At 65.5% G+C, this 12952-nt stretch carries 10 protein-coding genes; 7 read left to right on the forward strand and 3 right to left on the reverse strand.

Annotated features, from left to right (window positions below; translation table 11 throughout):
• Nucleotides 1-89: 89 nt before the first annotated feature.
• The gene (locus AC0ZJQ_RS04905; protein WP_009867819.1) at nucleotides 90-1025 is read right to left on the reverse strand and encodes a GGDEF domain-containing protein; all 936 of its coding nucleotides are present in this window, start codon (nucleotides 1023-1025) and stop codon (nucleotides 90-92) included.
• Nucleotides 1026-1198: 173 nt separating this feature from the next.
• A complete protein-coding gene (locus AC0ZJQ_RS04910; RefSeq protein WP_043295900.1) occupies nucleotides 1199-1855 on the reverse strand; it encodes an alpha/beta hydrolase in 657 nt (218 codons plus the stop codon).
• A gap of 347 nt (nucleotides 1856-2202) precedes the next feature.
• On the opposite strand from AC0ZJQ_RS04910, the gene AC0ZJQ_RS04915 reads away from it, so the two are divergent.
• The 7 genes from AC0ZJQ_RS04915 (at nucleotide 2203) to AC0ZJQ_RS04945 (ending at nucleotide 12403) form a co-directional block, all read left to right on the forward strand.
• On the forward strand, nucleotides 2203-3231 hold the full coding sequence (locus AC0ZJQ_RS04915; RefSeq protein ID WP_476477392.1) for an amino acid ABC transporter substrate-binding protein: 1029 nt from the start codon (nucleotides 2203-2205) through the stop codon (nucleotides 3229-3231).
• A gap of 97 nt (nucleotides 3232-3328) precedes the next feature.
• Nucleotides 3329-4510 (forward strand): amino acid ABC transporter permease, encoded by a 1182-nt coding sequence (locus AC0ZJQ_RS04920; RefSeq protein WP_009867814.1) that lies wholly within the window; start codon nucleotides 3329-3331, stop codon nucleotides 4508-4510.
• 10 nt (nucleotides 4511-4520) lie between these two features.
• Nucleotides 4521-5618 (forward strand): amino acid ABC transporter permease, encoded by a 1098-nt coding sequence (locus AC0ZJQ_RS04925; RefSeq protein WP_476477393.1) that lies wholly within the window; start codon nucleotides 4521-4523, stop codon nucleotides 5616-5618.
• A gap of 9 nt (nucleotides 5619-5627) precedes the next feature.
• Nucleotides 5628-6395 (forward strand): amino acid ABC transporter ATP-binding protein, encoded by a 768-nt coding sequence (locus tag AC0ZJQ_RS04930; RefSeq protein WP_054093649.1) that lies wholly within the window; start codon nucleotides 5628-5630, stop codon nucleotides 6393-6395.
• Nucleotides 6396-6520: 125 nt separating this feature from the next.
• On the forward strand, nucleotides 6521-7861 hold the full coding sequence (locus AC0ZJQ_RS04935; RefSeq protein ID WP_476477394.1) for a cytochrome D1 domain-containing protein: 1341 nt from the start codon (nucleotides 6521-6523) through the stop codon (nucleotides 7859-7861).
• Nucleotides 7862-7982: 121 nt separating this feature from the next.
• Entirely contained in the window at nucleotides 7983-11879 is a 3897-nt protein-coding gene (gene purL, locus AC0ZJQ_RS04940) for a phosphoribosylformylglycinamidine synthase (RefSeq protein ID WP_476477395.1), read from the forward strand.
• 206 nt (nucleotides 11880-12085) lie between these two features.
• Complete coding sequence (locus AC0ZJQ_RS04945; protein ID WP_476477396.1) at nucleotides 12086-12403, forward strand: NGG1p interacting factor NIF3; 318 nt, start codon at nucleotides 12086-12088, stop codon at nucleotides 12401-12403.
• 37 nt (nucleotides 12404-12440) lie between these two features.
• On the opposite strand, the gene AC0ZJQ_RS04950 is transcribed toward AC0ZJQ_RS04945, so the two are convergent.
• Nucleotides 12441-12944 carry a L,D-transpeptidase family protein gene (locus tag AC0ZJQ_RS04950; protein WP_476477397.1) on the reverse strand — a complete coding sequence of 168 codons (504 nt, stop codon included), beginning with the start codon at nucleotides 12942-12944 and terminating at the stop codon, nucleotides 12441-12443.
• Nucleotides 12945-12952: the final 8 nt, after the last annotated feature.

The raw sequence follows: 12952 nt of genomic DNA on the forward strand, positions 1-12952 counted from the left end.
TCATCAAATGGGAAATTCGCGCGCCAGTGTAATGCAAGAAGCAGGCGTGGCGAAGTATTGGCCCTTTTCCGGGTTGACAGCGCCGTCGTTCAAACGCACAGCCGGTTTCGGCCCTGTTGCTTGGCCTGGTAGAGCGCCTTGTCGGCGCGATCGATCAGGTTGTTCAGCTCGTCGTCCGCCTGCATCTGCGCCAGCCCGATAGACACGGTGACTCCCGGCAGGTTGCCGATGGCGGTGTCGAAGGTGCTGACCTGCTCGATGCTGCGCAACAACCGCTCGCCGATCAGCCGGGCCTCGGCCGAATCCAGTTCCGGCAGCAGGATGACGAACTCCTCGCCGCCAAAGCGGATCAGGCTGTCCTTGGGCCGCAGCTGGCCGCCCAGCGTGCGGGCGACCATCAGCAGTGCGTGGTCGCCAGCCAGGTGGCCGTACTTGTCGTTGTAGGCTTTGAAATGATCGACATCGAGCATCAGCAGGCACAGCGGCAGCTGGCTGAACGCGCAGCGTGCGCGCTCGCGCTCGAAGATGTGCTCCAGCCAGCGCCGGTTGAAAACGCCGGTGAGCATGTCGACGTTCGCGTTGTGCTCGCTGTCGATGATCAGCCGGTCGCTCAGACGAACGCGCTCGCAGAGCAGGCCGACGAGGTTGCGCATGAGCCGGGGTGAAGTTGTCAGGCAGGCGAAGTCGCGGCTGTGCAGGCGTAGCAGCCGGCTCGGCTGGCTGGCGACGACATAGGTAGGCGGCGGCAGCCGATCGATGAAGCTGACTTCACCGGCGCATTCGCAGGGCTCGATCAGCCGCAGCGCGGGGCTGTCCAGCGTGTCGAGATAGACCGTCAGCTGCCCCTCGAGCAGCAGATAAAGGAAGCGGTTGACGCTGCGTGGCGACAGCAGGACCTCGTCGACTGCCATTTCGCACAGCTCGAACCGATCGGCGAGCATGCGCAGATGGGCGATGTCGACGTGCTGCATCAAGCGCATCTGGCTCAGTTGCAGCAGGTCAACCGGTTGCTGGAGCAGCTTCATCGCCGCAGGCCCGTATCGCGGCGACACTCTCTGGCGGTACTCATCGCGCCCCCTCCCACGCGCCGCGAACTGGCGGGCGTGCGTCACGCGCAACGACTCCGAAGCATTCGGCCTTTCGACAAGCGTAGCTCTGCAACGTCGGCCGCGCCGCTTCGCTTTGCCGGGGGCGATTTTCAGGCCAGGCGTTCGGCCAGCCACTCGCCGATGTCGCGGATTTCCTGCGGCAATACCTCATGGCCCATCGGGTAGTCCCGCCAGGACGCCGCGACGCCCGCGGCTTGCAGGCATTCATAGGCGGCGCGCCCCATCGGCAGCGGCACCACGTCGTCACGGCTGCCATGCAGGCAGAGCACCGGCTGGCGGCGCGCGGTTTCGGCGAGCTGGAGGTTTTCGCTGAACGTCGGGGCGTAGGTGGACAGCGCGATGACGCCACCCAGCGTGCCCGGCCAGCGCAGGTAGGCGGTATGCAGCACGACCGCACCGCCCTGGGAGAAGCCGGCGAGGAAGATGCGCGCCGGATCGATACCGCTGTCGCGCTGCGCCTCGATCAGGCGGATGACCAGCTCGGTGGACTCTTCCAGTTCGTCGCGATTGATCGCGCGTGCCGGGCTCAGCGCCTGGATGTCGTACCAGCTGGGCATTTGCCAGCCGCCATTGATGGTGACCGGGCGGGTCGGCGCCTGTGGCAGCACGAAGCGGGTGCTGAGCAGACGCTGCTGCAGGGCTTCGGCGACCGGCTGGAAGTCATAGCGGTCGGCGCCCAGGCCGTGCAGCCAGATGACACAGGCATCGGCCTGCCGGGTTGGTTCGAGGATCAGGGGTTCGCTCATGGGATGGCTCCGGCGACTGAGGACGGCATCGCCCTATCTTGGGGCGCGGGCGGATCGCCCGTGGTGAAAGTCGTGCGAGGTTACCCGGTTGTGCGGCGCGGGTGCACCCGTGGCGCCGCGCCGGCTGGCGTTGCGGACGCTGGTACGCCGCTTGCAATCGCCTGCATCGTCGCCGCCAGCGTGCCGGGCAGCTTCGCAGGCGGCGAGATCAGGGCAGATCGACGACATTGCCGATCACTCAGCTGCGACTAGACTCAGGTCTGGCTCTGCCGTCACGCGCTCGCCGAAGCGTTCGTGAGGTGGCAGATGACCCGACCCGAGAATAAGAAAGCAAACTGGAGGTTTCGATGATGAGGGTGAAATCCACACTGGCCGTGCTGAGTGCTGCGACGCTGTTCGCCATCAGCGGGGCGGCGCATGCCGGGGCGACCCTGGATGCCGTGAAGAAGAAGGGCTTCGTGCAATGCGGCATCAGCGACGGACTGCCGGGGTTCTCCTTCGCCGACGCCAAGGGGCAGTACAAGGGAATCGACGTGGATGTTTGCCGCGCGGTGGCGGCCGCGGTGTTCGGCGATGCCGGCAAGGTCAAGTTCAGTCCGTTGACGGCTAAGGAGCGCTTCACCGCGCTGCAGTCCGGCGAGATCGACATGCTGTCGCGCAACACCACCTGGACCAGCTCGCGGGACTCGGCGATGGGGCTGAATTTCACCGGGGTGACCTATTACGACGGCCAGGGCTTTCTGGTGAACAAGGAACTCGGGGTCAGCAGCGCCAAGGAGCTGGACGGTGCCACCGTCTGCATCCAGGCTGGCACCACCACTGAGCTCAATCTCTCCGACTACTTCCGCTCCAACGGCCTCAAGTACACCCCCATCACTTACGACACCTCCGACGAAAGCGCCAAATCGCTGGAGTCCGGTCGCTGCGACGTGCTGACCTCCGACCAGTCGCAGCTCTATGCGCAGCGCATCAAGCTGGCCAAGCCCGATCAGTACGTCGTGCTGCCCGAGGTGATTTCCAAGGAGCCGCTCGGCCCGGCCGTGCGCCAGGGCGACGAGGAATGGTTCGATATCGTGCGCTGGACGCTGTTCGCCATGCTTAACGCCGAAGAGCTGGGCGTGACCTCGGCAAACGTGGAGAAGACCGCCAAGGAAACCAAGAACCCGGACGTGGCGCGCCTGCTCGGCGGTGAGGGCGAGTACGGCAAGGACCTCAAGCTGTCGGCGGACTGGGCGGTGCAGATCGTCAAGCAGGTGGGCAACTACGGCGAGATCTTCGAGCGCAACGTCGGCGCCGGTAGCGAGCTGAAGATCGAGCGCGGCCTCAATGCCCTGTGGAACAAGGGCGGATTGCAGTACGCACCACCGGTGCGTTGAGGTATCCGGGGCCGGCCGCATGCGCTGCCGGCCCGTTTCCAGGGAACGGCACTGACGGCGCGCGCGGCGTTCCGGCAGTGCCGCACGAGGGCTTTCGATGCGCAGCACTGAATCAAGGCTGGCGCGACGCTCGCCGCTGACCGATCCGCGTGTGCGTGCCTGGGTGTTCCAGGTGCTGGCGGTGGTCACGGTGGTTGCGTTCGGCTGGTTTCTGTTCGTCAACACGCAGGCCAATCTGGCCCATCGCGGTATCACGTCCGGTTTCGGCTTTCTCGACAATGCCGCCGGCTTCGGCATTTCCCAGCACCTGATCGACTACAGCGAGAGCGACTCCTACGGCCGGGTGTTCTGGGTCGGGCTGCTCAACACGCTGCTGGTGAGTGTCATCGGCATCATCCTCGCGACGTTGATCGGCTTCGCGCTAGGCGTGGCACGGCTGTCGTCGAACTGGCTGATTCGCCAGCTGGCGACGCTGTATATCGAGACGTTCCGCAACATCCCGCCGCTGCTGCAGATCTTCTTCGTCTATTTCGCCGTCATCGGTCCGCTGCCCGGCCCGCGCGACAGCCTGAGCCTGGGCGGTGTGATCTTTCTAAACAACCGCGGCGTGCAGCTGCCGGCGCCCAGCGCCGCGGAGGGTTTCTGGCCGTTCTGGCTGGCGCTGCTGGTGGCGGTGCTGGCCATCGTGGTGCTGGCGCGCTGGGCCCGCGCGCGGCGGCATGCGACCGGGCAGGCGTTTCCGTTGTTCTGGTCCAGCCTGGGGTTGCTGGTGGCGATTCCGGCCCTGAGCGTGCTGCTGTGGGGCGCGCCGTTCGACTGGGAGGTGCCGCAGCTGCAGCGTTTCAATATCCGCGGCGGCTGGATCGTGATTCCCGAACTGGTGTCGATCGTGCTGGCGCTTGCGGTCTACACGGCGGCGTTCATCGGCGAAACCGTGCGCGCCGGCATCCAGGCGGTCAGCCACGGGCAGAGCGAGGCGGCAGCATCGCTGGGGCTGCGGACCGGGCAGACGCTGCGGCTGGTGATCATTCCGCAGGCGTTGCGGGTGATCGTCCCGCCGCTGACCAGCCAGTACCTCAACTTGGCGAAGAACTCTTCGCTGGCGGCGGCCATCGGCTACCCGGACATGGTCTCGCTGTTCGCCGGTACGGTGCTCAACCAGACCGGTCAGGCGATCGAGACGATGGCGATCACCATGAGCGTGTACCTGGCCATCAGCATCAGCATTTCGCTGCTGATGAACTGGTACAACCGGCGCATCGCGCTGATCGAACGGTGAGGGCCGAGCCATGACGACTCATCGTTTCAAGCCTGACCTGCCGCCGCCCTCGAGCAACCTGGGCGCCATCGGCTGGCTGCGGGCGAACCTGTTCTCCGGCGTCGGCAACACGCTGCTGACTCTGCTGGGGCTGTATGTGGTCTGGCTGGTGATTCCGCCGCTGCTGGACTGGGCGATCTTCAGCGCCGACTGGACCGGCGAAACCCGCGCCGACTGCACGCGCGAAGGCGCGTGCTGGGTCTTCGTGCAGACGCGCTTCAGCCAGTTCATGTACGGCTTCTATCCCGCCGAGTTGCGCTGGCGCGTCGACCTCAGTGTGTGGCTGGCGATCATCGGGGCGACGCCACTCTTCCTGCGCCAGATGCCGCACAAGGTGCGCTACGGGTTTGCCTATCTGCTGATCTACCCATTGCTGGCGTTCTGGTTGCTGCATGGCGGCTTCCTCGGCCTGCAGACGGTGCCCACCAGCCAGTGGGGCGGCCTGATGCTGACCATCGTCATCGCCGCCGTGGGCATCGCCGGCGCACTGCCGATGGGCATTCTGCTGGCCTTGGGGCGGCGTTCCGACATGCCGGCGATCCGCGTGTTGTGCGTGACGTTCATCGAGTTCTGGCGCGGCGTGCCGCTGATCACCGTGCTGTTCATGTCTTCGGTGATGCTGCCGCTGTTCCTGCCCGAGGGCATGAACCTCGACAAGCTGATGCGCGCCATGCTGATGGTGATCTTCTTCGAGGCGGCCTATATCGCCGAGGTGGTGCGCGGCGGTCTGCAGGCGATTCCGAAGGGGCAGTACGAGGCCGCAGCGGCGATGGGGTTGGGCTACTGGCGCAGCATGCTGCTGGTGATCCTGCCGCAGGCGCTGAAGCTGGTGATTCCCGGCATCGTCAACACCTTCATCGCGCTGTTCAAGGACACCAGCCTGGTGATCATCATCGGCCTGTTCGACTTCCTCAACAGCATCAAGCGCGCAACGGCGGACCCGTCCTGGCTGGGTATGTCCACCGAGGGTTACGTGTTCGCCGCGCTGGTGTACTGGCTGTTCTGCTTCGGCATGTCGCGCTATTCGATGCACCTGGAGCGCAAGCTCGATACCGGTCACAGGAACTAGGAGAGGGTTATGAGCGATACCGTGGCACGACCGGAGCAGGCGAGCGAGCCGGTCATCCAGATGCAGGGCGTGCACAAGTGGTACGGCCAGTTCCATGTGCTCAAGGACATCAACCTGAGCGTGCGCCAGGGCGAGCGCATCGTACTCTGCGGACCGTCCGGCTCGGGCAAGTCCACCACGATCCGCTGTCTCAACCGGCTGGAGGAGCATCAGCAGGGGCGCATCGTCATCAATGGCGTCGAGCTGACCAGCGATCTCAAACAGATCGAGGCGATTCGCAGCGAAGTCGGCATGGTATTCCAGCATTTCAACCTGTTCCCGCACCTGACGGTGTTGCAGAACTGCACGCTGGCACCGATGTGGGTGCGCAAGCTGCCGCGCCGTCAGGCCGAGGAAATCGCCATGCATTATCTGGAGCGGGTGCGCATTCCGGAGCAGGCCGGCAAATATCCCGGCCAGCTCTCCGGCGGCCAGCAGCAGCGCGTGGCGATCGCCCGTGCGCTGTGCATGAAACCCAAGATCATGCTGTTCGACGAACCGACCTCGGCGCTCGACCCGGAAATGGTCAAGGAGGTGCTGGATACCATGATCGCCCTCGCCGAGAGCGGCATGACCATGCTCTGCGTCACTCACGAGATGGGCTTTGCCCGCACCGTGGCCGACCGGGTGATCTTCATGGACCGCGGCGAGATCGTCGAACAGGCCGAGCCGGAGGTGTTCTTCAGCAACCCGGTCAACGACCGGACCAAGCTGTTCCTCAGCCAGATCCTGCATTGAGTTGCGCGAGGGCAGGGCGTACACCGCCACGCAGTGGCGCCTGGCCTTCGGTTGACGCCGGTCATGGGGTTGCGTTTGCGCCTGGCATGTAATCGCTGCCCATCATCGAGGTTCGGGAAACGGTCATGTCCAAGTGCAGAAAGGGTGGCGTCACGCGGTCGCTGCAGGGACTCGTCGCCTGGCTGCTGGCGAGCCTGCTGGCCACCGCCGCGCAGGGGCAGGAGTCGTGGAGCGAGGAGGACATCCGCGCTTCCCGCCAGCTGCTGCGCGAGGCCACGACGGCGCAGGCGCCGGTCTACCAGGCCGATCCACTGGGGCTGATGCTGGTGGTCGAGACCGGCGATTCTCACATCTCGATCCTCGATGGCGACAAGCTCGAGCCCTTTCATCGTTTCGCCACCCGGGCGCAGCTGCATGGCAGCCCGAAATTCACCCGCGACGGGCGTTACGCATTCTTCGTGTCCCGCGACGGCTGGGTGACCAAGTACGACCTGTGGACGCTGGAGGTCGTGGCCGAGGTGCGGGCGGGGCTGGACACCCGCAACATTGCCGTCGACCCGACGGGCGAGCACGTTGCCGTGGCCAACTACCAGCCCCATACCCTGGTGCTGCTGGATGGCGACCTGAACCTGCTCAAATCGATGCCGGCTCTCGACCAGAAGGCGGAGCACAGCTCGCGGGTGTCGGCGGTCTACAGCGTGCCGTCGCGACGGTCGTTCGTCGTGGCGATGAAGGACATCGCGGAGTTGTGGGAGGTCAGCTACGACCCGCAGGCCGAAGACATGGCGATCGGCCTGGTGCACGACTTCCAGTATCGGGAGGGCACCTTCGTCACGGGGTATCTCAATCCACGACGCATCGAGCTGGACGCGCCGCTGGATGATTTCTTCTTCAATCCGGATCAGGCCGAGCTGTTCGGCGTGTCGCCGCAGGGCGAGGTGCAGGTGATCCACCTGGATGCGCGCCAGCGAATCGGCGGCTTGCCTTTGCAGGGGCGTCCGCACATGGGCACGGCCGTCACCTGGCGCCGCCAGGGGGTGACGCTGATGGCCAGCACCAACCTCAAGCTGCCGGAAGTTGCGGTGGTCGACCCGCAGCGGCGCGAACTGGTGCAACGCATCGCCCTGCAGGGGCCGGGCTTTTTCCTCGCCGGCCATGAGAACAGTCGCTACCTGTTCGTCGATTCGATGCTGGCGGCCGATTCGCGGCATGTGCTGCAGACGATCGACCGGGAAACCCTGGAGGTCGCGCGACACTTCGCGGCCGAGCCGGGCGATACGCTGGCGCACGTCGAATTCACCCGCGATGGCCGCTACGCGCTGGCCAGCCTGTGGCGCGATGACGGTGCCGTGATCGTGTTCGATACGCACAGTCTGGAGGAGGTCAAACGCCTGCCGATGAAGCGGCCGGTGGGCAAATACAGCGTCTGGCGTGGCATCGAGTCCCAGCAGGGCGCTGCGCGTTAGCGTCGGTCGGGCTCGGGCGCTCGACGGCGGCTGCGCTTGCAGCGGGTCGCTGCCCCTTTGACCGCCGTCATGGGCTAGAATACGCGCCCCGACTGCTCCCCTCTTCGAGGCTGTTCCGACGATGTTGATTCTGCGCGGCGCTCCCGCTCTTTCCGCCTTCCGTCACGGCAAGCTCCTGGCACAACTGACCGAGAAGGTCCCCGCCGTGAGCGGGCTGTATGCCGAGTTCGCCCATTTCGCCGAGGTTTCTGGCGCGCTTGGCGCGGAAGAGCAGCAGGTCCTGACCCGCCTGCTCAAGTACGGCCCCAGCGTGCCGGTGCAGGAGCCAGCCGGTCGGCTGTTCCTGGTGGTGCCGCGTTTCGGCACCATCTCTCCCTGGTCGAGCAAGGCCAGCGACATCGCCCACAACTGCGGCCTGGAGAAGATTCAGCGCCTGGAGCGCGGCATCGCCTACTACGTGCAGGGCGAGCTGTCCGACAGCGACGCCGAGCTCGTCGCCGCCGCGCTGCATGACCGCATGACCCAGCTGGTGCTCGGCCGCTTCGAGGAAGCCGCCAATCTGTTCAGCCATGCCCAGCCCAAGCCGCTCACTGCCGTGGATGTGCTCGGCGGCGGTCGCGCCGCGCTGGAAAAGGCCAACGTCGAGCTGGGCCTGGCGCTGGCCGAAGACGAGATCGACTATCTGGTGCAGGCCTTCACCGGGCTGGGGCGCAACCCGCACGACATCGAACTGATGATGTTCGCCCAGGCCAACTCCGAGCACTGCCGCCACAAGATCTTCAATGCCAGCTGGGACATCGACGGCGAAAGCCAGGACAAGTCCCTGTTCGGCATGATCAAGAACACCTACCAGCTGCACAACGAGGGTGTGCTGTCGGCCTACAAGGACAACGCCGCCGTCATCGTCGGCAATGTTGCCGGCCGCTTCTATCCGAATCCGGAGACGCGTGAGTACGCCGCGAGCCAGGAGCCGGTGCACATCCTGATGAAGGTGGAGACGCACAACCACCCGACCGCCATCGCGCCGTTCCCGGGTGCCTCCACCGGCTCCGGCGGCGAAATCCGCGACGAGGGCGCGACCGGTCGCGGCGCCAAACCGAAGGCCGGCCTGACCGGTTTCACCGTCTCCAACCTGAACATCCCTGGTTTCGAGCAGCCCTGGGAGCAGCCCTATGGCAAGCCCGAGCGCATCGTCACGCCGCTGGACATCATGATCGAAGGCCCGCTGGGCGGCGCCGCGTTCAACAACGAATTCGGCCGCCCGGCGCTGACCGGCTATTTCCGCACCTTCGAGCAGGCGATCGACACGCCGCGCGGGGAGGAAGTGCGCGGTTACCACAAGCCGATCATGCTCGCTGGCGGCATGGGCAACATCCGTGAAGACCACGTGCAGAAGGGCGAGATCTCGGTCGGCGGCAAGCTGATCGTGCTCGGCGGCCCGGCCATGCTGATCGGCCTGGGTGGCGGCGCGGCCTCGTCGATGGCCACCGGCACCAGCTCGGCGGACCTCGACTTCGCCTCGGTGCAGCGCGACAACCCGGAAATGGAGCGTCGCTGCCAGGAAGTCATCGACCGTTGCTGGCAACTGGGCGAGCACAACCCGATCAAGTTCATTCACGACGTCGGCGCCGGCGGCCTGTCCAACGCCTTCCCCGAGCTGGTCAACGATGGCGGTCGCGGTGGTCGCTTCGAGCTGCGCAACATCCCCAACGACGAACCCGGCATGGCGCCGCACGAGATCTGGTGCAACGAGTCCCAGGAGCGCTACGTGCTCTCGGTCGATGCCGCCGATCTGGAGCGCTTCGCCGCCATCTGCGAGCGCGAGCGCTGCCCCTTTGCGGTCGTCGGTGAGGCCACCGAGGAAGCGCACCTGACCGTCGCCGACAGCCATTTCGGCAACAAGCCGGTGGACATGCCGCTCAACGTGCTGCTCGGCAAGGCGCCGCGCATGCACCGCAGCGCGCAGCGCGAAGCCGAGCTGGGCGACGATTTCAATGCCGCGTCGGTCTACCTCGACGAGGCCGTGGGCCGCGTGCTTCGCCACCCGGCGGTGGCGAGCAAGAGCTTTTTGATCACCATCGGCGACCGCAGCATCACCGGCCTCGTGGCGCGCGATCAGATGGTCGGCCCCTGGCAGGTTCCGGTGGCCGATTGCGCGGTGACCGCCGCCAGCTATGACGTCTACACCGGCGAGGCGATGGCGATGGGTGAGCGCACGCCGCTGGCCCTGCTCGACGCGCCGGCCTCCGGGCGCATGGCGATCGGCGAAACGCTGACCAACCTCGCCGCGGCACGCATCGAGAAACTCTCCGATATCAAACTGTCGGCCAACTGGATGGCCGCTGCCGGCCACCCGGGCGAGGATGCGCGGCTGTACGACACCGTGCGTGCCGTCGGCATGGAGCTGTGCCCGCAACTGGGCCTGACCATCCCGGTGGGCAAGGACTCGATGTCGATGAAGACGCGCTGGTCGGACGAGGGCGCCGAGAAGAGCGTGACTTCGCCGCTGTCGCTGATCGTGTCCGGCTTCGCGCCGGTGGTCGACGTCCGCCAGACCCTGACCCCGCAGCTGCGGCTGGACAAGGGCGCCACCGACCTGATCCTGATCGACCTCGGTCGTGGACAGAATCGCCTGGGTGGCTCGATCCTCGCCCAGGTCTACGGCAAGCTCGGCCGCGAAGTGCCGGATGTCGATGATGCCGAGGACCTGCGCGCGTTCTTCGCGGTGATCCAGGGCCTCAACACCGATGGCCTGTTGCAGGCCTATCACGACCGCTCCGATGGCGGCCTGTTGACCACCGTGCTGGAAATGGCCTTCGCCGGCCACTGCGGCCTCGACCTGAATCTCGATGGCCTGCTGGACGACGCCGACGATGTGCCGGCCGTGCTGTTCAGCGAGGAGCTGGGCGCGGTCATCCAGGTGCGTCAGGACGATACCGAAATCGTGCTGGCGCAGTTCAGCGCCGCCGGCCTCGGCGATTGCGTCGCGGTGATCGGTCAGCCGACCAACAACGGTTATGTGTCGATCCGTCTTGCCGGCAGCGAAGTGTTCAGTGGCGACCGTCGCCTGCTGCAGCGCCAGTGGGCCGAGACCAGCTACCAGATTCAGCGCCTGCGCGATAACGCCGACTGTGCCGATCAGGAATTCGATGCGCTGCTCGAGGAAGACAACCCCGGCCTCAGCGTCAAGCTCGGCTTCGACGTCAATCAGGACATTGCCGCCCCGTACATCAAGCGTGGCGTGCGCCCGCAGGTGGCGGTGCTGCGTGAGCAGGGCGTCAACGGCCAGGTGGAAATGGCGGCGGCGTTCGACCGGGCCGGCTTCGCCGCGGTGGACGTGCACATGAGCGATATCCTCGCCGGACGCGTCAGCCTCGAGGCGTTCAAGGGGCTGGTCGCCTGCGGCGGCTTCTCCTACGGCGACGTGCTCGGCGCTGGCGAAGGCTGGGCCAAGTCGATCCTGTTCCATGCCGGCGCGCGCGACGCGTTCCAGGCCTTCTTCGAGCGCAAGGACAGCTTCGCTCTCGGCGTGTGCAACGGCTGCCAGATGATGAGCAACCTGCACGAGCTGATTCCGGGCACCGAGAACTGGCCGCACTTCGTGCGTAACCGCTCGGAGCAGTTCGAGGCGCGCGTAGCGATGGTCCAGGTGCAGGATTCGCCGTCGATCCTGCTGCAAGGCATGGCGGGGTCGCGTATGCCGATCGCCATCGCTCATGGCGAGGGGCATGCCGAGTTTGCCAGCGAGGAGGCTCTGCTGCAGGCCGATCTGTCCGGCACCGTGGCGCTGCGTTACATCGACAATCACGGCAAGGTCACCGAGCGCTACCCGGCCAACCCCAACGGCTCGCCGCGCGGCATCACCGGCCTCACCAGTCGTGACGGCCGAGTGACCATCATGATGCCGCACCCCGAGCGGGTGGTGCGTGCCGTGACCAACTCCTGGCGCCCGGACGAGTGGCGCGAAGACGGCGGCTGGATGCGCCTGTTCCGCAACGCCCGCGTCTGGGTGGATTGATCACGCGGATCGATCCATAACGCACAAGCCCGATGGTCCCTGTGGCCATCGGGCTTTTTTGCGTCTAGGTGCTGTCTCCGAGGTGAACCCGTATCGTCTTACCGCGTCTTAGCTTTGATCGACCGCACCGTTTCGCTGTGCATCGTCATGCCAAAATGCCATCCATTGTCGGTGGGCACTGGTCCACCTCCCGTCTGGAGAACCCGATGTACAAGCTGTGTTTCTACGTTCCGGAGAGCCATCTGGATGCAGTCAAGAAAGCAGTGTTCGCAGCCGGTGCCGGCCGTATCGGCGCTTACGATAACTGCTGCTGGCAGACGCTCGGGCATGGCCAGTACCGTCCGCTGGAGAACAGCCAGCCTTTTCTCGGGCAACTGGGGCAGGTGCAACAGGTCACTGAATGGAAGGTCGAGCTGGTGGTTGCCGACGAGCTCATTCACGACAGCGTCAAGGCGTTGAAGAAGGCACACCCCTACGAAACGCCAGCGTTCGATGTCTGGCGTCTGTCCGACATGCAGTTCTGAGGGAACGAAGGCGGGCGTCAAAGGCGCCCGCGGTGATTCAAGGCCGAATTTCGATCAGCGTGCCGTTGCGCACCAACTGCCAGATTTCCTGCATGTCGGCGTTCTTCAGCGCAATGCAGCCCTCGGTCCAATCGAGGGTGTGGAAGAACCACTCGGGATACTCCTCGTCCAGCGGCGTGCCGTGCAGCATGATCATGTCGCCGGGCGGCACGCCCTGCTCCTCGGCGCGAGCGAGGTCGCGGGCGTTGGGATAGGAGATGTGCATGGACAGATTGAATTTGTCGCTGGGCTTGCGCCAATCGATCCAGTAGAGCCCTTCGGGAGTGCGCTGGTCACCCTGGCGCAGTTTGGCCCCGGCCGGCTGTTTGCCGAGCGAGACGCGATAACTCTTGAGGGTCTTGCCACGGCTGAGCAGATGCAGCTGGCGTTCGGACTTGATGACCAGCACCTTGTCGATCGACGCCCCGTCCAGATGCGGCGTTGCAGTGGCATGGGAGAGAGTGGCGAAGGTGAAACAGAAAACGGCGAACAGCCAGCGCATCTGAACTC

This window comes from Stutzerimonas sp. 21-1 (genome assembly GCF_056336065.1).

Excerpts from the sequence above, each read along its gene's own strand:
- AC0ZJQ_RS04905 (WP_009867819.1), bottom strand. The coding sequence starts at position 1,025 with ATGAAGCTGCTCCAGCAACCGGTTGACCTGCTGCAACTGAGCCAGATG.
- AC0ZJQ_RS04910 (WP_043295900.1), bottom strand. The coding sequence starts at position 1,855 with ATGAGCGAACCCCTGATCCTCGAACCAACCCGGCAGGCCGATGCCTGT.
- AC0ZJQ_RS04915 (WP_476477392.1), top strand. The coding sequence starts at position 2,203 with ATGATGAGGGTGAAATCCACACTGGCCGTGCTGAGTGCTGCGACGCTG.
- AC0ZJQ_RS04920 (WP_009867814.1), top strand. The coding sequence starts at position 3,329 with ATGCGCAGCACTGAATCAAGGCTGGCGCGACGCTCGCCGCTGACCGAT.
- AC0ZJQ_RS04925 (WP_476477393.1), top strand. The coding sequence starts at position 4,521 with ATGACGACTCATCGTTTCAAGCCTGACCTGCCGCCGCCCTCGAGCAAC.
- AC0ZJQ_RS04930 (WP_054093649.1), top strand. The coding sequence starts at position 5,628 with ATGAGCGATACCGTGGCACGACCGGAGCAGGCGAGCGAGCCGGTCATC.
- AC0ZJQ_RS04935 (WP_476477394.1), top strand. The coding sequence starts at position 6,521 with ATGTCCAAGTGCAGAAAGGGTGGCGTCACGCGGTCGCTGCAGGGACTC.
- purL (WP_476477395.1), top strand. The coding sequence starts at position 7,983 with ATGTTGATTCTGCGCGGCGCTCCCGCTCTTTCCGCCTTCCGTCACGGC.
- AC0ZJQ_RS04945 (WP_476477396.1), top strand. The coding sequence starts at position 12,086 with ATGTACAAGCTGTGTTTCTACGTTCCGGAGAGCCATCTGGATGCAGTC.
- AC0ZJQ_RS04950 (WP_476477397.1), bottom strand. The coding sequence starts at position 12,944 with ATGCGCTGGCTGTTCGCCGTTTTCTGTTTCACCTTCGCCACTCTCTCC.